General features: G+C 58.9%; 19 protein-coding genes and 1 pseudogene. 14 read left to right on the plus strand and 6 right to left on the minus strand.

Going from position 1 to position 19958, the window contains the following annotated elements:
• Positions 1-18 precede the first annotated feature (18 nt).
• Complete coding sequence (locus B0G77_RS33595; protein ID WP_208116533.1) at positions 19-1545, plus strand: sugar ABC transporter ATP-binding protein; 1527 nt, start codon at positions 19-21, stop codon at positions 1543-1545.
• A 20-nt stretch (positions 1546-1565) separates the two neighbouring features.
• Positions 1566-2621 carry an ABC transporter permease gene (locus B0G77_RS33600; protein ID WP_133666116.1) on the plus strand — a complete coding sequence of 352 codons (1056 nt, stop codon included), beginning with the start codon at positions 1566-1568 and terminating at the stop codon, positions 2619-2621.
• A 51-nt stretch (positions 2622-2672) separates the two neighbouring features.
• Here the strand turns inward: B0G77_RS33600 and B0G77_RS33605 are convergent, their stop codons facing one another.
• Both B0G77_RS33605 and B0G77_RS33610 read right to left on the minus strand, forming a co-directional pair.
• Positions 2673-3404, minus strand: a complete 732-nt coding sequence (locus tag B0G77_RS33605; protein ID WP_133666117.1) for a DeoR/GlpR family DNA-binding transcription regulator — start codon at positions 3402-3404, stop codon at positions 2673-2675.
• Positions 3405-3608: 204 nt separating this feature from the next.
• On the minus strand, positions 3609-4553 hold the full coding sequence (locus B0G77_RS33610) for a LysR family transcriptional regulator (RefSeq protein ID WP_133666118.1): 945 nt from the start codon (positions 4551-4553) through the stop codon (positions 3609-3611).
• A gap of 109 nt (positions 4554-4662) precedes the next feature.
• On the opposite strand from B0G77_RS33610, the gene B0G77_RS33615 reads away from it, so the two are divergent.
• Entirely contained in the window at positions 4663-6174 is a 1512-nt protein-coding gene (locus tag B0G77_RS33615; protein WP_133666119.1) for a CoA-acylating methylmalonate-semialdehyde dehydrogenase, read from the plus strand.
• Positions 6175-6326: 152 nt separating this feature from the next.
• Here B0G77_RS33615 and B0G77_RS33620 read toward each other — a convergent pair whose 3' ends face one another.
• Positions 6327-7238, minus strand: coding sequence for a LysR family transcriptional regulator (locus tag B0G77_RS33620; protein WP_133666120.1), 912 nt, complete (start codon positions 7236-7238; stop codon positions 6327-6329).
• A 399-nt stretch (positions 7239-7637) separates the two neighbouring features.
• Here B0G77_RS33620 and B0G77_RS33625 point away from each other — a divergent pair, with 399 nt between their 5' ends.
• The 8 genes from B0G77_RS33625 (at position 7638) to B0G77_RS33660 (ending at position 14773) form a co-directional block, all read left to right on the plus strand.
• Positions 7638-8630, plus strand: a complete 993-nt coding sequence (locus tag B0G77_RS33625; protein WP_133666121.1) for a nitronate monooxygenase — start codon at positions 7638-7640, stop codon at positions 8628-8630.
• A gap of 62 nt (positions 8631-8692) precedes the next feature.
• On the plus strand, positions 8693-9202 hold the full coding sequence (locus B0G77_RS33630; RefSeq protein ID WP_243751323.1) for an MOSC domain-containing protein: 510 nt from the start codon (positions 8693-8695) through the stop codon (positions 9200-9202).
• 168 nt (positions 9203-9370) lie between these two features.
• Positions 9371-10780 (plus strand): MmgE/PrpD family protein, encoded by a 1410-nt coding sequence (locus tag B0G77_RS33635; RefSeq protein ID WP_133666992.1) that lies wholly within the window; start codon positions 9371-9373, stop codon positions 10778-10780.
• Between the two features lie 25 nt (positions 10781-10805).
• On the plus strand, positions 10806-11036 hold the full coding sequence (locus B0G77_RS33640; RefSeq protein ID WP_133666122.1) for a tautomerase family protein: 231 nt from the start codon (positions 10806-10808) through the stop codon (positions 11034-11036).
• 19 nt (positions 11037-11055) lie between these two features.
• Positions 11056-11262 (plus strand): tautomerase family protein, encoded by a 207-nt coding sequence (locus B0G77_RS33645; RefSeq protein WP_133666123.1) that lies wholly within the window; start codon positions 11056-11058, stop codon positions 11260-11262.
• 207 nt (positions 11263-11469) lie between these two features.
• The gene (locus B0G77_RS33650; RefSeq protein ID WP_133666124.1) at positions 11470-11730 is read left to right on the plus strand and encodes a DUF485 domain-containing protein; all 261 of its coding nucleotides are present in this window, start codon (positions 11470-11472) and stop codon (positions 11728-11730) included.
• A 61-nt stretch (positions 11731-11791) separates the two neighbouring features.
• Positions 11792-13447 carry a cation/acetate symporter ActP gene (gene actP, locus B0G77_RS33655; protein WP_133666125.1) on the plus strand — a complete coding sequence of 552 codons (1656 nt, stop codon included), beginning with the start codon at positions 11792-11794 and terminating at the stop codon, positions 13445-13447.
• A gap of 438 nt (positions 13448-13885) precedes the next feature.
• Positions 13886-14773, plus strand: coding sequence for a LysR family transcriptional regulator (locus tag B0G77_RS33660; protein ID WP_133666126.1), 888 nt, complete (start codon positions 13886-13888; stop codon positions 14771-14773).
• Between the two features lie 136 nt (positions 14774-14909).
• On the opposite strand, the pseudogene B0G77_RS44830 reads toward B0G77_RS33660, so the two are convergent.
• Positions 14910-15020, minus strand: a pseudogene (locus tag B0G77_RS44830) (haloacid dehalogenase type II); the annotation flags it as partial.
• A gap of 425 nt (positions 15021-15445) precedes the next feature.
• On the opposite strand from B0G77_RS44830, the gene B0G77_RS33670 reads away from it, so the two are divergent.
• Positions 15446-16144, plus strand: coding sequence for an HAD-IA family hydrolase (locus B0G77_RS33670; protein ID WP_133666127.1), 699 nt, complete (start codon positions 15446-15448; stop codon positions 16142-16144).
• Between the two features lie 231 nt (positions 16145-16375).
• Here B0G77_RS33670 and B0G77_RS33675 read toward each other — a convergent pair whose 3' ends face one another.
• Together B0G77_RS33675 and B0G77_RS33680 are read right to left on the minus strand one after the other, a co-directional pair.
• Positions 16376-16648 (minus strand): hypothetical protein, encoded by a 273-nt coding sequence (locus tag B0G77_RS33675; protein WP_133666128.1) that lies wholly within the window; start codon positions 16646-16648, stop codon positions 16376-16378.
• Between the two features lie 65 nt (positions 16649-16713).
• The gene (locus B0G77_RS33680) at positions 16714-17139 is read right to left on the minus strand and encodes an organic hydroperoxide resistance protein (protein ID WP_133666129.1); all 426 of its coding nucleotides are present in this window, start codon (positions 17137-17139) and stop codon (positions 16714-16716) included.
• Positions 17140-17613: 474 nt separating this feature from the next.
• On the opposite strand from B0G77_RS33680, the gene B0G77_RS33685 reads away from it, so the two are divergent.
• Together B0G77_RS33685 and B0G77_RS33690 are read left to right on the plus strand one after the other, a co-directional pair.
• On the plus strand, positions 17614-18075 hold the full coding sequence (locus B0G77_RS33685) for a MarR family transcriptional regulator (protein WP_133666993.1): 462 nt from the start codon (positions 17614-17616) through the stop codon (positions 18073-18075).
• A 575-nt stretch (positions 18076-18650) separates the two neighbouring features.
• Entirely contained in the window at positions 18651-19949 is a 1299-nt protein-coding gene (locus B0G77_RS33690; RefSeq protein WP_133666130.1) for an MFS transporter, read from the plus strand.
• Positions 19950-19958 lie beyond the last annotated feature (9 nt).

The following is a 19958-nucleotide window of genomic DNA, read 5'->3' on the forward strand; positions in this document are numbered from 1 at the left end:
TCAACGTTGCAGGTGAACATGAGTCAGGCACCGCTTCTCGAAGTCGTCGATATTCATAAGCACTTCACCGGCGTGTATGCGCTGCGTGGCGTGAGTCTGCAGTTCGAGCGCGGGCAGATCTACCATCTGCTCGGCGAGAACGGTTGCGGCAAGAGCACGCTGATCAAGATCATCTCGGGTGCGCAGCCGCCCGACCAGGGCGAACTCGTGATCGAAGGCACGCGGCACGCGCGCCTGTCGCCTTTGGAGGCGCTGGCCGCGGGCGTCGAGACGGTCTATCAGGACCTGTCGCTGCTACCCAACATGAGCGTCGCGGAGAACATCGGTTTGACAGTTGAACTCGCCGCGCACAACGGCCGGCTCACACGGACCTTCGATCGCAAGGTGCTCGCGAAGACCGCGGCCCGCGCGCTCGAGGCCGTCGGTTTGTCCGGCGACGCCGAGTTTCAGCGCACATTGATCGAACAGTTGCCGCTCGCGACACGCCAGCTGGTCGCGATCGCGCGAGCGATCGCAAGCGAGGCGCGCTTCGTGATCATGGATGAGCCCACTACGTCGCTGACGCAAAAGGAAGTCGATAACCTGATCGCGGTGCTCGCGAAGCTGCGTGCGGAGGGTGTCGCCGTGCTGTTCGTGAGCCACAAGCTCGACGAGTGCTTTACGATCGGCGGCGAGGTGATCGTGTTGCGCGACGGCCAGAAGATGGCCCAAGGCCCGATCGCCAACTTCACGAAAGCACAGATCAGCGAACTGATGACGGGCAAGCATCTGTCGACCGAGCGGTATCGCCAGGTCGCCGGTGCCGATGCGCATGACGTGATACTCGATGTCAAGGCGCTTGGCCGCCGCAACCAGTTTGCCGATGTGTCGTTTTCCCTGTATCGCGGCGAGATTCTCGGCGTGACCGGCCTGCTCGATTCGGGCCGCAATGAACTGGCGCGCGCGCTGGCGGGCGTGAGTCCCGCGGATGCCGGCACCGTGACGCTCGACGGCGACCTCGTCCGGCTGCGCACGCCGTCCGATGCGAAGGCGCAGCGGATTGGCTATGTACCCGAGGATCGCCTCAACGAAGGCCTGTTTCTCGACAAGCCGATCCGCGACAACGTCATTACCGCAATGATCTCGACATTGCGCGACCGCTTCGCGCAGATCGACCGGCGCCGCGCGCAGGAACTGGCTGAGCGCACGGTCAGGGATCTGCAGATCGCAACGCCCGACGTCGACAAGGCCGTTCAGTCGCTGTCCGGCGGCAACCAGCAGCGCGTGCTGATTGGCCGCTGGCTTGCAATCGATCCGCGCGTCCTGATTCTGCACGGACCAACGGTAGGCGTCGACGTCGGATCGAAGGACATCATTTATCGCATCATGCAGCGTTTGTCGGAGCAGGGTATCGGCATCATTCTGATTAGCGACGACCTGCCCGAACTGCTACAGAACTGCGACCGCATTCTGATGATGAAGAAAGGTCGCGTCGCCGCCGAATATCGCGCCGATGAACTCGACGAGGCCGGTCTGTATCACGCACTTCTTTCCGAGGCCGCCTGACCCACGTGAACAGCAATCTCATGAACGAATCCCTTCAATCCGCTCCGCATCCCGAGACGGCAGCCGCAGTGGAGGCCATCGCGCCGAGCGTGCGCAAGCTCGACATGCGCACGCGTCTGATGCGCAATCCCGAATGGTTCACCGTCGCGCTGATCGTGCTGACGTGTCTGATTGTCGGGGCGATCAATCCGCGCTTCTTCCAGTACGCGACGCTGTTCGACCTGCTGCATTCGGCGACCACGATGTCGATCTTCGCGATGGGTACGCTCGTGGTGCTCGCTTCGGGCGGCATCGACGTGTCCTTCACCGCGATTGCCGCGCTGACGATGTATTCGCTGACGAAGGCCGTCTTCGCGTGGTGGCCCGATGCGCCGTTCGCGCTGATCCTGCTTGCCGGTGCAGTGGGTGGCACGGCGCTCGGCGTCGTGAACGGGATGCTGGTGCACCGGCTCAAGGCGCCTTCGCTGATCGTCACGATCGGCACCCAGTACCTGTTTCGCGGCGTATTGCTGACCTTCGTCGGCACGCAGTTCTTCATGAACATTCCGCATAGCATGGACCGGTTCGGCCAGTTGCCGTTGTTCTTCTACACGACTGCCGACGGGCTTCGCGCCGTGCTGCCGGTGTCGGTCATTGCATTGGTCGTGACCGCGTTGCTGACGTGGTGGCTGCTCAACCGCACGATGATGGGCCGCGGCGTGTATGCGATCGGCGGCAGTTTGCCGATTGCGGAGCGGCTTGGCTACAACGCGCGCGCGATCCAGCTGTTCGTATTCGGCTATACGGGCATGCTCGCGGGCGTGGCTGGCATTCTGCATGTATCGACGAACCGGCTCGCGAATCCCTTCGATCTGGTCGGCACCGAACTCGATGTGATTGCTGCCGTGATTCTAGGCGGCGCGCGCATAACCGGCGGCACGGGGACCGTGATGGGCACGTTGCTCGGCGTTGCGCTCGTGACGCTGATCAACAGCGTGCTGATCTTGATTGGCGTGCCGAGTACCTGGCAAAAGGCAATTATCGGCGCCTTCATTCTCGTTGCCGGGACGTTGTTCGCGCTCGGGCGGAGGGGCTGACAGCAAGATACGAACCGCGTTGCGGCTGGCGGCCGCAACGTGGTTAGAGATTCAATCCGGCTGGCGCTTTCGCACCGTTTGCCCCAGTTCGGTCACGATCGAATCGAACTCATCGAGTTGCGAAAACCGCACCGCCTTGACCTTGCCGAGTTTGCTCTGATCGACCACCAGATGACGTTCGACGGCGCTTGCCATCGCCGCCTGTTTGATAGCCACTTCGTGAAAATTCCAGCAGGTCACGCCACGCGCCTCGTCAACGCCGCCGGCCGATAGAAAGGCCTTGTTGATTCCCATTCGCCGCAACGTCTCGACGCTGTCTTCGTTCGCAAACGAATCCGACGACGGCATATACACCCCGCCCAGCAATATCATCCGTACGTTCGGTTTGCGCCGCAAAACTTCCGCGACGTTCAACGAATAGCACACCACCGTCAGGTGCATGTCGGCGGGGATCAGACGTGCGAGTGTGACGAGCGTTGTCCCACAGTCGATGAAAATGGTCTCGTCGTTCGCGAGCAGACTCGACGCGATAGCGGACGCTTCCGCCTTTGCCTGCGCAAAGTGGTCTTTTTCATGTTCGATGGTGTAGCCCGCGGCGTTGGGCACGTCGTTGGCGCTGACGATGTAGCCGCCCAGATAGGTGAACTGACCGGGCGTTGCGGCAATGTCGCGGCGCACGGTCATCTCGGAGACCTGGAGCAAGGTAGCAGCATCGCGCAGATGCAGGACACCTTGCGTTTTCAAGGTATCGGCAAGAAGGCGCAAGCGATCAATTTTTGCCATCTGGCGGGGCGTACGGGGCGCCAGAGAACGGGCGCCCGAACGTTAGAATAGAGTCATGAGATGAAAGAATTATAACAACGCGTATTCGCGGCAAGCGTCCTGACGCTCAAATATTTTGTTGTTTGGCGCGGCGGTAGGCGGTTGCTGCGGTTCTGAGGGCAGGGGTCGATCATTGCATGATTCATCGCTTTGCCGAATGCCCGGTTACTGAACCGAAAACCCGTCAGCGAACGTTTCGCGAAGATACGTGACGAACAGTGCTACCGCACGCGGCACGTGGGGTGTGTAGGGGCGCACGACATAGAGTTGCCCGGCAAAGGCGCCGACCGGACGCCAATCCGGCAAAAGGACCTGCAGTTTGCCGGATCGAATCGCTGTCTGCGCGGTAAAATCAGGCAGGAGTGCGATACCCAGGTCATCGAGCGCCGCGTCTCGCAAGGCCTCACTGTTGTTGGCTGAAAGCGGCCCGTTCACCGTGACCGTGACCGGTCCGGTATCCGGCTTGCGCGTTGTCTTTCGTTCAAAAGACCAGATCCCCGGGCCTAAAGCGCGAGGGTAGAACAGGCAATCGTGAGACGACAGATCCGCTGGCGACTCCGGAGTGCCTCGTCGCTTGAGGTATGCGCGCGTCGCGACGATCACCGAGTGCGTTTCGCAAAGCTTCCATGCGACATGCGTTTCGGGTGCTTGCGCGCTGTGCCTGATCGCCAGATCGAATCCCTCGGTAGCAATCGAGCTAAGTCGGTCGGACACTTCGAGTTGCACGCGGACTTCAGGATTCGCTCGCAGAAATGCCGACATTTTCGGCACCAGTTGCTGCCGGACAAATGCAACCGGCGCCGTTACACGGATCAACCCGCGTGCGACGCCCGCCATCTCTCTCACCGTGGCGAAGCTCGTCGCAATGTGCTCGTATTCCCCGCGCGTGCTTTCAACGAGCCGCTGTCCGGCTTCGGTGAACCGCACGCTACGCGTGGTGCGTTGCACTAGCGTGACGCCGGCGACGCGCTCGAGCTCGGCGATGCGCTGGCTCATCGCCGCCTTGCTTACGCCGAGGCGAGCTGCGGCGGCGGTATAGCTCCCCTGTTCTGCAAGCACCGTCAACCAGTGCAGGTGCGTCCAGAGACCTTCGACCTTTTGCGTATCCATGTGCCTATTGTTCGCCAATGAAAACAATGATTTTAAGTTTAACGCCTTTGCATACTCGAAGGAGCTCCATACACTTCGCCATATCGCCAATCAATGTAGAGGAATCGACATGCAAGCGTTTAACGATACTGCCGATGTGACCCATTTCATTCATGGTGAACCTGTCCGTGGCTCGGGTACGCGTACCCAGCCCATCTTTAACCCCGCAACGGGTGAGCGTCCTCGCAAGCTCTTGCTAGGCGAGGCAGGCGACATCGACGCGGCGGTGGCCAGTGCGAAGGCCGCCTTCCCGAATTGGAGCAATACGCCGCCGATTCGTCGTGCGCGCGTGATGTTGCGATTCCTCGAACTGATGAACAGACACCGCGACGAACTTGCCGCGATCATTACGGCCGAACATGGGAAGGTATTTTCCGACGCGCAAGGTGAAGTTGCGCGCGGCATCGATGTGATCGAATTCGCTTGTGGCATTCCGCAATTGCTGAAGGGTGACTATACCGAGCAGGTTTCTACCGGGATGGACAACTGGACGGTTCGTCAGGCATTGGGTGTCGTAGCGGGTATCACGCCATTCAACTTTCCTTGCATGGTGCCGTGCTGGATGTTCCCCGTTGCGATCGCCGCCGGCAACGCGTTCATCCTGAAGCCGAGCGAACGTGACCCGTCCGCTTCGTTGTTCATGGCGAAGCTGCTCAAGGAAGCGGGCCTGCCTGATGGCGTTTTCAATGTGGTTCAGGGCGACAAGGTCGTCGTCGACGCGCTCCTCGCCCATCCGGACGTCAAGGCGGTCAGCTTCGTGGGTTCGACGCCGATTGCCAACTATATTTACGAGACCGGCGCAAAGAATGGCAAGCGCGTGCAGGCACTCGGCGGCGCGAAAAACCATATGGTCGTCATGCCGGACGCGGACCTCGACCAGGCTGTCGATGCACTCGTGGGCGCCGGATATGGCTCCGCCGGAGAACGCTGCATGGCGATCTCGGTTGCAGTGCTTGTCGGCGACGTCGCCGACAGGATCATTCCGCGACTGGCCGAACGCGCTCGCAACCTGGTCGTGAAGAACGGCATGGAACCCGATGCGGAAATGGGGCCCATCGTCACCCGGCAGGCTCTCGAGCGTATCGAGGGGTACATCGCCGCGGGCGTCGATGAGGGTGCGACACTGGTGGTGGACGGTCGAGGTCTGAAGGTCAAGGGGCATGAGGACGGGTTCTTCACCGGAGGCACGCTGTTCGACAACGTGACGCCAGATATGCGCATCTACAAGGAAGAGATCTTCGGGCCGGTTCTCGCCTGCGTTCGCGTCAGGGATTTCACCGAAGCTGTCGATCTGATCAATGCGCACGAGTTCGGCAACGGTGTCGCGTGCTATACGCGCGACGGTCATATTGCGCGTGAATTCGGTCGTCGAATCGAAGTGGGTATGGTCGGTATCAACGTGCCAATTCCGGTGCCGATGGCCTGGCATGGCTTCGGTGGCTGGAAGCGCAGCCTGTTCGGCGACACGCATGCGTACGGTGAAGAAGGTGTTCGCTTCTATACGAAGCAGAAGTCGATCATGCAGCGTTGGTCGGAAAGTACCGAAAAGGGCGCTGAATTCGCCATGCCAACCGCCAGGTAAGTCGACCAGACGCCGGTCATACGCCGCCAGGCGCTGCGCGAGTCATCTCGCGTGGCGCCTTTCCCGCTTTTGGCGTCCTGATTTCAAGGGCAAGACTGCGTTTCTCACACCGGTTTAAGCACCTGTAGCGGATTCGTGTGGGGCGCTGCGCCTCACGTTATGGCCACGAGCCTGCAGGGCCTGGCGGCGATTGCATGAAGCGCGGCAGTGCGCTCCTCGACGTGTCGCCGGAAGTGCGCGACCGGGGAATGGGCGTGGCTGCCGGCGCGAGAAATGAAGACGGTTTCGATACGTGCCTCGTCGGTGGTCAACGCGTGGCAGGCGAGGCCGGCGCCGGGTTTCACCACCGACGTGGGTAGCAGCGTTATACCGAGGCCCGCGGAGACGCAGCCCAAAATACCTTCCAGCGTGCCGAACTCCAGGATCTTCATGTTTGCCACACCGCGCTTGCCCAGAAGCGCTTCGAGCCGTCGTCGGTAAATACAACCCTGGCGAAAGACAAGGATGCGCAGCTCTTCAGAGGACGCAATAAGATCGTCCAGAGATCTCACGCGATTCGACGTCGCAATGGCGAGTTCTTCTTCGAACGCGACCGCTGACTCCAGATCACGGTGCGCAACAGGGCCTGCTACAAAGGCGCCGTCGAGCTTGCGGTCAAGAACATCCCGCACCAGTTCCCCTGTCGTTCCAGTATAAAAATTGACATCGATCAACGAAAAACGTTTAGTGAAACTGATCAACAACGAGGGCATTCGGACTGCGGCCGTCGTTTCCATCGATCCCAAACGGAGTACGCCTTTGGGCTCGCCGTTGTCGCAAACGGCGTTCTTCGCCTCATCGACCAACGCGAGAATCCTTATCGCATAGGGCTGCAGATGCATGCCGGCCGCAGTGAGCGACATGCCGCGGCTGTGCCTGACAAAGAGCGGAACACCCAGTTCCTGTTCGAGCGCACGAAGTCTCGCCGTGACATTCGACTGCACCGTATTCAGTTGCGTCGCTGCGCGTGTCACCACACCTGCTTCTGCCACTGCCGCAAAAACCTTCAGATCGCGCAGGTCCATGAATTCGATCTCCTCCCTCACAGATTCCTTTGATCGATTCTAGCGCCGAACTTTGGGCCGGGTGCGGAAAAATGGTGTGCGGAACTGCACGCATCCCCGCGGCTGACCAACGGTCGTAGGTATCTGGCGAAACGATCGCTGCTATCAAAACAAATCGTTTCAAATGCTCGATTCGATGGACCTATATTGACGACACAGAAACCGCACACACAACGCACACTTCGCCGCCACTGCAGTTGGGGCAAGGCGACCGCCAGCCCGGTCACGGAGTGGTTTGGCAAGCGTGTAAAGAATCAATCCGTCGTGCTTTCGCTCATGTGTTCACGTGAATTCATGGGGATTCCTTCCGGAGTAGATGTGTCGACGTGGCAATGGCGCGCCGAAAAACAGGAGACAGTGATGTTTGAGAATTATGAAACGCTCTCGAAGAAACTAGGCGTCAATCACCCCGTGCTGCTTGCACCGATGGACCTCGTGGCGGGAGGAAAGCTCGCCGCAGCCGTGACTGAGGCGGGTGGCCTCGGCATCATTGGTGGCGGCTACGGTGACGAAGCATGGCTGCGCGAACAGTTCGCCGCGGCGCAGGGGGTGCGGATTGGGGTTGGCTTCATTACATGGAGCCTTTCCCGCCAGCCTCATCTGATCGATGTATGTATCGAGCATTCGCCGGTAGCGGTGATGTTCTCGTTTGGCGACGCGAGCAAGCACATCAAGAAGGTTAAAGCGGCGGGAATTCTGTCGATCTGCCAGGTTCAGACCGCCGCGATGGCGCGGGAAGCCGTGGCATATGGCGCGGACATCATCGTGGCGCAAGGCGCGGAGGGTGGTGGTCACGGGGTTGCATGCGGGACCATTTCTCTGGTGCCGACGGTCGTCGATGCAGTCGGGGACAAGGTGCCCGTCGTTGCAGCGGGCGGAATTGCCGACGGACGTGGCTTTGCGGCATCGCTTGCGCTGGGTGCTTCAGGCGTCGTTGTCGGGACGCGTTTTTATGCCAGCGAAGAGGCGATCGGACACGCGGATGCGAAGCGGCGCATCGTTCAGTGCAAGGGTGGCGAAGAGACGATTCGCGGCATTCTGTTTGACATGGCGCGCAACAACGTCTGGCCAGCGCCGTTCACAGGACGCGTGCTTCGCAATCAGTTTTCCGATAAATGGGTTGGTCGCGAGCGCGATCTGCTTCAGCAGTTGCAGCTTGAGACGCCGCGCTATCTCGAGGCTCGCGCCAACGGTGATTTCGACACCGCCGCGGTCATCGCTGGAGAATCGGCGGGACTTGTCCATGACGTTCTCCCGGCTAGAACCATTGTCGGCAACATCGTCAGGGAAATGCGCGAGATTCTCGGTGATGCGGCTGCAGGCGACCAGCGTGGGTTCAAAGCGGTGGCCTGAACGTCGTACGGTCCGGCGTTCCTTCCAGCGGGCGTCGGAGGATCCGCTTAGCGGTAGGGCCCGTGAGTGCGATCGACAATCCAGCCAGTGTCGAAGTCCGACGCCTCGGTCTGGTCGGCGACGAGCAGGCAGACCTGAGTGTCCATGGCGGCCTCAACAGGGCCGTCTATATGTATCCCGTGGAGCACTACGACTGGTGGCAGCAGAGGCGTCGCGAAGCCGACGCGGCAGGAGCCGATCTGCCGCTGACGTTCGGCGCGCTGGGCGAGAACATCACGACAAGCGGTCTGCTTGAGGAATCGTTGTGGATTGGCGATCGCATTGAGATTGACGGAGTCGTGCTTCGCGTCGAGGCGCCGCGCAATCCCTGTTTCAAACTCAATGCGGTTATGGGCTACAAAAGGGCAGTCAGGCACATGCTGCTAAGCGGATACGCCGGCGTCTATTTGAGCGTGGTCGAGACCGGCCACCTCTCTGCCGGGTCCTCTATCCGGATTGTCCCAGGTCGTCGCGAAGAGACGATCGCCGCCATGCTGGATTGGCGACGCAGTCGCGCACGCCGGGAGCCTTGAATCAAGGCTTCTGAAGGGCTATCTACGATTGTGATAGGCCTATGCAATACCTTCGCTTGAACTTCATTTTGAACGGTGCGAACGTGGAGTCGGCGGCATCAAGCATTGTCGCAAGGTCAGACTCACATTCGCCGTGATCCTCCAATCCTAGAGAGACAATTGTCGAAAATGACTGCATTAACCACTGTTCAGCGCATTGGAACGTTCGCTTCGAACGCACGAGCGAGTCACCTGACACCGCAGGCTCGCAAGCTATTCAAGCGCAATATACTCGACAGTCTTGGCTGCGCGATTGCGGCGCTGCCTGGCACCCCGTTCAAGGCGCTGCGAGAGCAGTCCGACGAGTACCGTAGCTCGGGTTCCTGCTCGCTGATCGGTGGCGGAACGACATCGCCCGACCAGGCGGCCCTGTACAACTCAGCCCTGGTTCGTTACGTCGATCTGTTGGATAGCTACATGTCTCCGGGTGGACTTTGCCACCCGAGCGATAATTTCGGCGCAATCCTGGCGGCGGCCGAGCACGCGTCCGCAAGCGGCGAGGACTTCATGCTTGCGCTCGCGGTAGCGTACGAAATACAGAGCCGTATAACGGCGGTCGTCCCCGTGATGGCAAAGGGCTTCAATCACGCCATTCAACTGGCGATTTCTGCGGCGGCCGGATCAGGCAAGCTGTTCGGCCTCGACGCGAATCAACTCGCTCATGCGATCGCTATCGCCACGGTGGATAACATCTCGTTGAGCTGTGTTCACTCGGAGCCGGTTTCGCAATGGAAAGGCTTTTCGCCGGGCATCACGGGAATGCGCGCTGTGTATTCGGCGTCGCTTGCGAAGCGCGGTTTCACCGGCCCACTGCGCCTGTTCGAAGGGCCCAACGGCCTCGTACGGATGTTCGATCAAGCTGTCGACGTTGACTGGGAAGATCAGCGTCTGGAAGTGATCTATCAGACCGTGATGAAGAAGTACTGCTCGCTGATTCATGGTCAGCCTGTTCTTGAAGCCACGCTTGCACTCAAGCGCAAGAACAACGTGAAAAGCGATGATGTCGAGGAAGTGCTGTGTGACATCTTCCAGACGGGATTCGATATCGCCGGCGGCGGAGGCTTTGGCCCGAAGGACCATCCGCAAACCAAAGAGCAGGCGGACTACAACCTCAAATACCTCATCGCGGCCGCCTTGCTCGACGACCAGGTCGGACCGGCCCAACTGGAGCCCGCGCGAGTGCAGGCCCCCGATGCGCAGGCACTGCTGAATCGAGTGACCGTGCGCCCCGACCCGGAATTTACCGCCCAGTATCCAGGCGCCTTGAACACAAGAGTGACCATCAGATGCAAAGACGGTCGCGTGTTCTCTGCTGAGCACACCGGCTTTGAGGGTGGCCTCGACAATCCGCTGAGTTGGGATCGCACAGTGGAGAAATTCCATTGGCTGAGCGAGCAATACGCCGATGAAGAGCTTCGAGGTCAGATCGTCGATCTGGTCTCCAGATTGGATGAGCACTCGATTGCCGAGTTGATGCAACTCATGACGAAGGTGAGTCCAGTACCAATGTTCCCGGCGAAACACCCGGGAATTCAGTAACCATGCAAGCGCTTAGGAGAAGCAAATGGCCCTTATTTCTTGTGATATGCGATTTGGTAGAACGGACGAGCAGAAGAGGCAGCTTGCGGCTGGTCTGCTGCGTGTGATCAGCGAAGCGACGGGAGAAACGAAAGACGACATTTTTTTTGTGATTCGCGAAGGGCGCGGGATCAATTTCGTCGAACACGGCGAGCATCTTCCTGAATATGTCGAAGGTGCCGGGAACGACAAAGACCTGATCAATCGTCTGAAATAGGGAATGCCGGGAGATAACCATGCCTTTTATTGAATGCCACATCAAAGCCGGTCTGACGCAGGAGCGTCGTACTCAACTCATCAGAGACATCATTCAGGTCACGCATGATTCGATCGGCTCGGATCCGAAGATCATCAACGTGATCCTGCACGAACATCCGGCTGAAAATATTAGCGTCTCGAGCCGTATCAACGGCGAAGATTTCAGGAAGAAGGGCGCGGGTTGACTGCGTGCTTTCCAATAGCTGGCTGACCCGTCCCACGTCGGGTAACTGGTTTGCACCGGGGCAATCTGCCCGGTGAGTGACGTGGGGCGCATTGCTCGCCCCTCGCACAATCATCAATAACTATTTTGTCCCGTCCTGCCCGGTTTCCACGAAATAAAAACAAAAGAGCCGGACATTTGCAATCCAATATCCTTTCTGGGTGATGCGATGAACGGAGTACATGGTTTGGAGAGCCTCGCAACTAGTGGTCGCGAGAGAGTTGGACTCGCCTTAATACTGACTGTCATGGAAGTGTTCATGTTCTTCGGCTTCATCGCGATTGCGGTGGCGTCGCCGGCAACATTGGCCGCTCCCATTTCAAGCGGGGCGGAGATCACAGTAGCGTTCGCATACGGCATAGTGATTCTGATCGTCAGCGTGCTGCTTACCGGACTTTATGTTTTGGCAGAAAACAAAAACGAGGCGTAAGCGCAAAGCTTCTTTCGTTTTCAGTCGGCAGTTCAACGTTCAATTTCCTGGGTTGTTCAATATGAAGCTCATCTGGACTGGCGCGTCATGCGCGCTTGCCGTGGCTGCGTGCGTCTCAAGCGGCCGGTGTTTTGCCGCTGGCGGTGGTAACGGCGTGAGCGGCGGTATTAATCCCGTCGCCATTACCTTCTTCCTCATATTCGTTCTGGCGACTCTCTGTATCACCTGGTGGGCTGCGAGGCACACAAAGTCGACCGACGATTTCTACGCGGCAGGAGGAGAAATAACGGGTCTTCAGAACGGACTGGCGATCGCGGGCGATTTTATGTCGGCGGGGGCGTTTCTTGGGCTCACGGCGCTCGCGTACAGCAGTGGTTTCGATGGTCTGGTGTACGCGGTGGGATACTCAACGGGCATGCCGATCGTCGTGTTCCTGCTCGCTACGAGGTTGCGCAAGCTCGGCAAATACACGTTTGCAGACGCGGTTTCGGCAAGGCTTGGCGAGACCCCGATAAGGATCTTCTCGGCTTGTGCCTCGTTGTGCATTGTTTCACTCTATCTGATCGCGCAGATGGTGGGCGCGGGCCAGTTGATCAAGTTGCTGTTTGGGCTCGATTACATCTACGCTGAGTTCCTGGTCGGAATTCTGATGATGCTTTATGTGGTGTTTGGCGGGATGGTCGCGACAACGTGGGTGCAGATTGTCAAGGCGACACTATTGCTGCTGGGTGGCCTGGTGATGAGCTTTCTCATCCTGCAGGCGTTTGACTTCAGCTTTTCCGGGTTGCTTCGACGTGCTGTCTCCATCCATCCGAAAGGCGCGGCCATTCTCAGCCCCCAATTCCTGATGAAAGATCCAGTGTCGGGTTTCTCGCTGGGTCTGGCGCTTATGTTCGGCACGTCAGGGTTGCCTCACATCCTGATGCGCTTCTTCACGGTACCCAATGCGCGGACCGCACGCGCCTCGGTGTTCTGGGCAAGTGTGTTCATGAACCTCTTCTTCGCGCTCGTGTTCGTCATCGGCTTCGGATCGATCGCACTGGTTGCGTCGAATCCGGATTTCCTCGACGCAGCGGGTAAGCCTTTGGGTGGCGGCAATATGGTTGCAATCCATCTCGCACAAGCCGTGGGTGGTAGTGCGTTGCTGGGCTTCATATCGGCAGTGGCGTTTGCGACGATTCTCGCCGTGGTGTCCGGTCTGACACTCGCGGGCTCTTCGGCTGTATCGCACGATCTGTATGCCTGCGTGTTTCGCAAGAACCGCGTCGATGAGAAGAGTGAAGTGAGGGTGTCACGTGTCTCGACGCTCGTGCTCGGCGTTGTCGCTGTTGCGTTGGGTATCGCGTTCCAGGGCATGAACGTCGCGTACATGATCGGTCTGACGTTCTCGGTCACATGTAGTTCGACGTTCCCTGTCCTCTTGCTGGCCTTGTATTCGAAGAGGCTGACCACGATGGGGGCTGTGGTCGGCGGCACGCTTGGCCTCGTCTCGGCCGTCGTGCTGACGGTTGCGGGTCCGGCCGTGTGGGTTCACGTGCTGGGTCATTCCGTGGCGCTGTTTTCGATCGACCCGCCGACCATCGTGACGATGCCGCTTGCTTTCGTCACGTGCTGGGTCGTGTCGATTCTGGACCGCAGCAAGCAGGCGGACATCGACCGGGGCAGGACTCATGGTTCGATCGAGGGCGGCCCGTATGTCGGGCCGGTCGGGAACTGACGCGCCCGGCTGTTGACGGTGAGTGAATATCCGGTCGACGACGAGCCAGGAACCACTGCGTCGAGCCTGATTTGTGACGCAGCGGAAAGAGTCTTTTGCCAACTGCCACGAGGCTTTTAGCATTGTTTCATGCGTATGCTTAGTCCGGCTTTGGTGTAGGATGGGTCTCACATTCAACGGTTACGGCGCGATCGTGAAGCACAGACGATTTGATCCGGAGAGCTTCCCGTTCGAGTGTCGTTGATGGCGCTGGAGAGTCGCAATCCGCAAGCGCATCGTGTGCCCCCGCAACGCGCGCTGTCCTCAGAGGAGTTGCTGGCGGTCCTGGCGAAGTGGCGCGATAAGTCGAAGGTTTCGAGTATCGCGCGGCGATGAAGGCAGCTTTGTCGGGTAACGTGGCTTTGTGCGGGTTATGTTCAGTTGATAGAGGTGCAAAGGATGGACATTGCCGACCTCAAGGTGTTTGAGGCCGTTGCCCGGCATGGAAGTATGAATCGGGCAGCGACAGAGCTACACACGGTCCAGTCGAACGTCACCGCGCGGATACGTTCTCTAGAGCGGGAAGTGGGCGTGGCGCTGTTTCAGCGCCACGTGCGCGGGGTCAGCATGACACCTGCGGGTCAACGGATGCTTCCGTACGCCGCCCGCATTGCAAAGCTCGTTTCAGACGCGAAAATGGCGGCCCTGGATGAGGGTCCACCTAACGGGACCCTTGTACTTGGGACGCTCGAGACCACTGCCGCCCTTCGTCTTTCGCCAATCCTGAGCAACTTCGCGAGAATGTATCCGCAGGTCAGACTCTCGCTGACGACCGGCACGAGCTGCAGCCTGACGCAGGATGTTGCCGAATGTCGCCTCGACGGCGCGTTCATTGCCGGCCCGCTGGATCATCCCGATCTTCACATCGAATCGATTTTCCAGGAGGAACTGGTCCTCGTCACGCCGCGAACGATGCGTTCGCTCGAAGCGCTCAGATCAGTCCAGGATCTCAAAACGATCGTGTTCCGTCTCGGATGTTCGTATCGCCAGAGGCTCGAGGCGTTGCTGGCGGAAATGGGCATCCTTGTCAAAACGCCGCTGGAATTCGGTTCGATGGACGCGATTATCGCGTGCGTGGCCGCGGGAATCGGTGTGACGTTGTTGCCCAGAGGCGTGGTAGCGACTGCTGCCGCCCAGGACCTTGTCGCCATTCATGACATAGCACCGGAAAAGGCGCACGTGGAGACACTTTTCATCCGCAGACACGACGCTTATGTGTCGAGTGCGATGGAGGCTTTCGTCGAAGTCGCACGCTCCCAGCTGGGTCCCGTTATGGCCGCCGCGTAGCATGGGCGAGTCGATGTGGGACTGGAGGGCACAGCAGGCTCAATCGTCCGCAGGCCGAATGACTAAGTGGGACTCCAACTGCGTAGCGAGGTCGTTCAAGTCGGTCGCTGCGAAGTCCCATGCCTGCGATGGCCAAAGCATGGCGGCTGAGGAACGGACGCCGCTCTCGTGCGGCTCCGCTGCGCCAGTCGACCACCGTCCCGATGACGTCGAACAGGACCGCCTTGATTTCCGGGCTATTGGCCATGTCATCTACCGCGTCGCCATCGAGATCATTCAAGACTACCCCGGCGCCGGTGCGAGTATCCCGGCACTGCGCCGTTCAACCGCGTCGCCCTGATCCCGCTGCGCACGCACCAGGTTTCGAAGTCGAATGACGCGGTCGCTCGCGAAGTTCTGCGCAGGATTGGCATAACACCATGTTATGTCTGATCAAACAATTCGGGAATTGCCATCAAAAGAATCGGCTCGTATATTCCTTTTAACGCAGGGTTTTGCGATATTGCCGAGAGAACCGGTTGCGCCACGACGAGGGCCGCCGTGGCCCTTCTTCTGTTATGGCTGGTGTGCCGAAGCCGGCAATACTGCGGCAAATTCTCACGATGTTTGATCTGTCCGCGAAAGCGGTCTCTATTGAAGATATTCGGCAAGACAGGCAAAGGATCCGGAAACATGAAACTCACCGATTTCAAGGTTCTCACTTTTGACGTCGTCGGGACGCTGATCGACTTTGAGCGCGGCATGCTCAATTATCTGCATGCGGTCGCTAAAGGCGCCAGGGTCTCCGACGAAGACTTCCTCGCCGCCTACCGTCAGGCTCGCAAAAGCGGAGATACCATCGCGTATCCGGACGACCTGGTGCGCTGCTGGCATGTCATCGCACCTGTTTTGGGCTTGCCGGACAGCGACGCGATTGCACAGGGCTTTCGCGATTCCGTGGTCGAATGGCCGGCATTTTCAGACTCGGTCGAGGCGCTCAAGCGTCTGCGCAAGCATTTCAGGCTGGTCACCATGACCAATGCGCAAACCTGGGCGCTCAGGCATTTCGCTGCGACCCTGGAGCAGCCGTTCGACCTGGAGTTGAGCTGCGACAATGCCCTATGCGAGAAGCCCGACGCGCGCTACTTCGCTTATGCGCGTGGTCGCTTTGAGGAGAAATGGGGCTATACGCAGGCAGATAACCTGCATGTGGCACAAAGCCAGTATCACGATATTGGAATTTCGATGCGGTTGGGAATTGCCACATGCTGGATCGAGCGCCGTCATGCGCAGAAGGGATCGGGCGGCACCATCGAATCGGCCATTACGAAACCTGACTATCACTTCCACACCCTGGCCGAACTAGCGAACGGGATCGAGGCGGGTCGCTGACAGTCACGAAGCGAACCCGTGCCTGTATGGGCTCTTGCAACCAGGCTGTTTCCTTGTCATCGAAATTGACAGCTACTGAGCGAATATGGGGCGGGGATGGTTCCTTGCCAAAGGAAGATCCCCTTCCTGCTCCTGGACGAGGCGTTTTGATCGGGAAGCATTTTCAGCGTCTCGACGATGGAGTCATCGCATCGCGCACTGCGACACCACGCGATGACGTTTCAAACGCAATCAGTGGTGGGCAAAGGGACCACCTTGGACGGAGAAACCCTCACGACTCCCCGATTGCGAGGAACTGGCAGTCATGCCGCCGTATGCACGCTGCGCATCAACACTGGCGTTGCGTTCGGCCGCGCTGGCTTCCGTGTTTTGATCCTGTGGGGAATTAACGACGGTGGTCGAGGGCCTATAGAAAGGCGCTGGGCCGTAGCCACTTGCAAGAACCGGCGTGGCGATTGATGCGGAGGCTACGACGAGCAATGCGGCGATAAGTTTGGTCTTCATGGTGGAAATCCAGTTAGGCAATATTGAATCAAATAGGAGAGCCGGCTACCCAGCTCCGTGGCAGATCAGGCCTGGACGATGTTGATGGTGACGTCGATGTTGCCCCGCGTAGCTTTGGAATACGGGCACGTGTCGTGCGCTGCGTCCACCAATGCCTGTGCCACGTCGTGCTTCATACCCGGCAGGCTGACATCGAGCCGGGCCTTGAGAAAGTAAGCACCCTCTGCTGTGCGGAGGTCGATTTCGGTATCAACGGCCAGGTCAACCGGAAGTACGACTTTCATCCTCGCCGCCGCAAGTCCCATCGCACCGATGAAACAGGCTGACCAGCCAGCCGCAAACAGTTGTTCTGGATTGGTGCCGGGGCCTGCCGTTCCTGGAGACGACAGCTTGATGTCCAGGCGGCCGTCCGAGCTACGGGACGTGCCGTCGCGGCCACCCGAGGTGGTGTGAGTCTTGCCTGTGTACAGTACTTTTTCGAGCTGGATCATGATGGCTTCCTTGTCGGGAGTGTGTGGTCGCACATAGATCGCATGCGATTAAAGCGGGTGAGCTAAATCATGATCCGTTCGCCGGTTAATGTCAATCGTATGCGATAACATCGTATGCGATATTGGTGGAACAACTGGACTTCCCCGCAGGAACAAGGAGGGACCAGGAATTGGTTGTCGTCGGCGTGCACGCCCCGGAATTTGGGATTGAGCACAGCGTCGGACATGAGAGGCGGGCCACTCGAAGCTGCCCGGCGCAATCGGCGCAGCTCGCGCGAGTGGTTCGCAGCCTGCGTCGTCTTCGCAACCTCGAATCTGCCCGTCGGTATCGTCCTGTGCGGGCAAGACCGCCTTCATCGATTGCGCCTTTCGTTGCCAGCCACGACGGTAAATATCGAGCACTTCCGACTAAATCGCATCCGATATATAATGCGGTTTTCACGACGCATCATCTTTGTACTGACGAGGACGCAAATGAAATCTACCGATCTGGAAGACCCCACGGACCTGAAGCTCTCCGATTTCCTGTGTTTCGCCGTTTACTCGGCGAATCTGGCCTTTGGCAAAGCCTATAAGCCGATTCTCGATGAGCTGGGCCTTACCTATACGCAGTACATCACGATCATCTCGCTATGGGAGGAGGACAATCAGACCGTCGGCAGCCTGGGCGAAAAGCTGTTTCTCGAATCCAACACGCTCACGCCGATCCTCAAGAAGCTTGAAGCGATGGGTTATGTGCATAGGCAGCGCGATCCTGAGGACGAACGCCAGGTACTGGTCAGTCTGACCAGGAGCGGCAGGCGCCTGCGCGAAAAAGGTCTGGACATGAACATCGTGGCGGCTTGCGGCTTGACGCCCGAAGAGTTCCCCAAAATACAGAGGGCGATCGTGATGCTCCGCAACAACCTCGTCAAGGCCGTCCACGAACGGGAATGATCGTTTGCGCGCTGCATGGTCGGATATGTTTTGGCAGTAATGGGAGACCATTCAATACGGGCTTCGATAATCGCGTTTGCACACAACTTCCAGAGAAAATGTGTTTTTACGCGGAGTATCAAATGAGGAGAAGCGGACTACCGGAACGTCTGGTCGCCCGGCAAAAGCAAAGCGGAAATCCACGCGTCCGACCCGCATGCACCATCGCTTTCCGGGCGATCCGGGCGCAGCCGGAACATTCCGCGTCGAGACGATAGCGTTCGTGGGCTATCAATCTGGGCGATACCCCCATCATCACAAACCGCGCGTGCTGTCGTGAAATGTTGATAAGCTCATTTCCACGCGATGAGTTAACAGTCAGGGCGAAGCAGATCGCAGCAACTTACGTATCTGAGTCCGCCATCATTACGTTACTTGATCTGAACATCGGGGGGCAGCGTCTGCTGCCATCGAAGCGTGGTTTCGCCTGTCAATGACAGGTGTCTTGTTGTGTCGTGTCCAGTTGCTTCATTCGAAAGGACAATTGCGCGCAGCAGGCAGATCTTGCATTCACCCCTCATTCAGCGAGGTAACTGATGGATCGGCTCTACTCAACCGATAATCCTGCAAGTACGCGCCCGCGAGCGGCTCAATCCGCCGAGCGGGGCACATATGCCGAGCGCAATGCTCGGTACTGGCGTAGAAACCTGGTGATCTGCGTGTTCGGGTCGTTCACGACGCTGGTCAGCCTGAGCATGCTGCTGCCGTTCCTTCCGCTTTACGTTCAGCAACTGGGGGTGACATCAACCTCGGCGGTCGTGCAGTGGTCAGGCGTCGCATTCGGCGTCACGTTTCTCGGCACGGCGGTTACTGCGCCGATCTGGGGGCAGCTTGCAGACAGGTATGGCCGCAAGCCGATGTTGATCAGGGCGGCGGTGGGAATGGCGGTTGTCATGTCGACTATTGGCCTTGCGCACAACGTCTACGAACTGGTGGCGCTCCGCTTCGCCGCCGGTCTCGTGGGGGGCTATGCGTCTGCGGCGATTGTGATGATCGGCACTCAGGCTCCGAAAGAGCGCTCGGGTTGGGCGCTGGGTGTGCTGTCGACCGGCGTGCTCGCAGGCAACCTGGTCGGTCCACTGGTTGGTGGCTTTTTGCCGAACCTGATTGGGATTCGTGGTGCGTTCTTCGCAGCGGGTGGCATGATTTCGGTGGCTGCAATCCTGACGATTACATTGGTCCGCGAAGACTTCAGCAAGCCTCCTGCGCGCGAAACGAAAGCCGTCAAGACTGCCGTTGCGGGGCAGCGCCAGAACTATGCGACGATGGCCGCGTTACTCGTGACGGCGATGATGGTCTTGCTTGCAAACATGTCTATCGAACCGATCATTACCGTATACATCGGCCAGCTTGGTGTGAGTCATGACAGGCTGGCTACAGTTGCGGGGATCGTGATGGCCTGTTCTGCATTCGGCAGCATGTTGATGGCCGCACGGCTTGGCGCACTCGCGGATCGCATAGGAGGCTGGAACGTCATTATCGGCTGCCTCATCGCGACTGGGCTCGTGATGATCCCGCAGGCGTTCGTTACCGAGTGGTGGCAACTCGCCGTGCTGCGAGGTTTGATGGGCATGACACTCGCCGGTTTGTTGCCGTCCATTGCCAAGCTTGTACGTCATTCGGTCGACGAAAGACAGTCCGGAAAAATGCTCGGCTATCTTCAGTCCGCGCAGTATGCGGGGCAGGTAATTGGTCCGCTCCTCGGCGGGGCGATCGGCGTGCATTTCGGCATGCGCTGGGTCTTCTTCGTGACGGGCGGGGTGCTGATTGCCTGCGCGATCGCCGACCGGTGGGCGAAGCATCAGCAAGCGCCGGCAGCGGCGATGCAGCCGTGACAACGTGGG

The sequence above is a fragment of the Paraburkholderia sp. BL10I2N1 genome (genome assembly GCF_004361815.1).
GTDB lineage: Bacteria > Pseudomonadota > Gammaproteobacteria > Burkholderiales > Burkholderiaceae > Paraburkholderia.

What these genes read in the sequence shown, in the direction of transcription:
- B0G77_RS33595 (WP_208116533.1), top strand. Translation starts at nt 19, where the DNA reads ATGAGTCAGGCACCGCTTCTCGAAGTCGTCGATATTCATAAGCACTTC.
- B0G77_RS33600 (WP_133666116.1), top strand. Translation starts at nt 1,566, where the DNA reads ATGAACGAATCCCTTCAATCCGCTCCGCATCCCGAGACGGCAGCCGCA.
- B0G77_RS33605 (WP_133666117.1), bottom strand. Translation starts at nt 3,404, where the DNA reads ATGGCAAAAATTGATCGCTTGCGCCTTCTTGCCGATACCTTGAAAACG.
- B0G77_RS33610 (WP_133666118.1), bottom strand. Translation starts at nt 4,553, where the DNA reads ATGGATACGCAAAAGGTCGAAGGTCTCTGGACGCACCTGCACTGGTTG.
- B0G77_RS33615 (WP_133666119.1), top strand. Translation starts at nt 4,663, where the DNA reads ATGCAAGCGTTTAACGATACTGCCGATGTGACCCATTTCATTCATGGT.
- B0G77_RS33620 (WP_133666120.1), bottom strand. Translation starts at nt 7,238, where the DNA reads ATGGACCTGCGCGATCTGAAGGTTTTTGCGGCAGTGGCAGAAGCAGGT.
- B0G77_RS33625 (WP_133666121.1), top strand. Translation starts at nt 7,638, where the DNA reads ATGTTTGAGAATTATGAAACGCTCTCGAAGAAACTAGGCGTCAATCAC.
- B0G77_RS33635 (WP_133666992.1), top strand. Translation starts at nt 9,371, where the DNA reads ATGACTGCATTAACCACTGTTCAGCGCATTGGAACGTTCGCTTCGAAC.
- B0G77_RS33640 (WP_133666122.1), top strand. Translation starts at nt 10,806, where the DNA reads ATGGCCCTTATTTCTTGTGATATGCGATTTGGTAGAACGGACGAGCAG.
- B0G77_RS33645 (WP_133666123.1), top strand. Translation starts at nt 11,056, where the DNA reads ATGCCTTTTATTGAATGCCACATCAAAGCCGGTCTGACGCAGGAGCGT.
- B0G77_RS33650 (WP_133666124.1), top strand. Translation starts at nt 11,470, where the DNA reads ATGAACGGAGTACATGGTTTGGAGAGCCTCGCAACTAGTGGTCGCGAG.
- actP (WP_133666125.1), top strand. Translation starts at nt 11,792, where the DNA reads ATGAAGCTCATCTGGACTGGCGCGTCATGCGCGCTTGCCGTGGCTGCG.
- B0G77_RS33660 (WP_133666126.1), top strand. Translation starts at nt 13,886, where the DNA reads ATGGACATTGCCGACCTCAAGGTGTTTGAGGCCGTTGCCCGGCATGGA.
- B0G77_RS33670 (WP_133666127.1), top strand. Translation starts at nt 15,446, where the DNA reads ATGAAACTCACCGATTTCAAGGTTCTCACTTTTGACGTCGTCGGGACG.
- B0G77_RS33675 (WP_133666128.1), bottom strand. Translation starts at nt 16,648, where the DNA reads ATGAAGACCAAACTTATCGCCGCATTGCTCGTCGTAGCCTCCGCATCA.
- B0G77_RS33680 (WP_133666129.1), bottom strand. Translation starts at nt 17,139, where the DNA reads ATGATCCAGCTCGAAAAAGTACTGTACACAGGCAAGACTCACACCACC.
- B0G77_RS33685 (WP_133666993.1), top strand. Translation starts at nt 17,614, where the DNA reads ATGAAATCTACCGATCTGGAAGACCCCACGGACCTGAAGCTCTCCGAT.
- B0G77_RS33690 (WP_133666130.1), top strand. Translation starts at nt 18,651, where the DNA reads ATGGATCGGCTCTACTCAACCGATAATCCTGCAAGTACGCGCCCGCGA.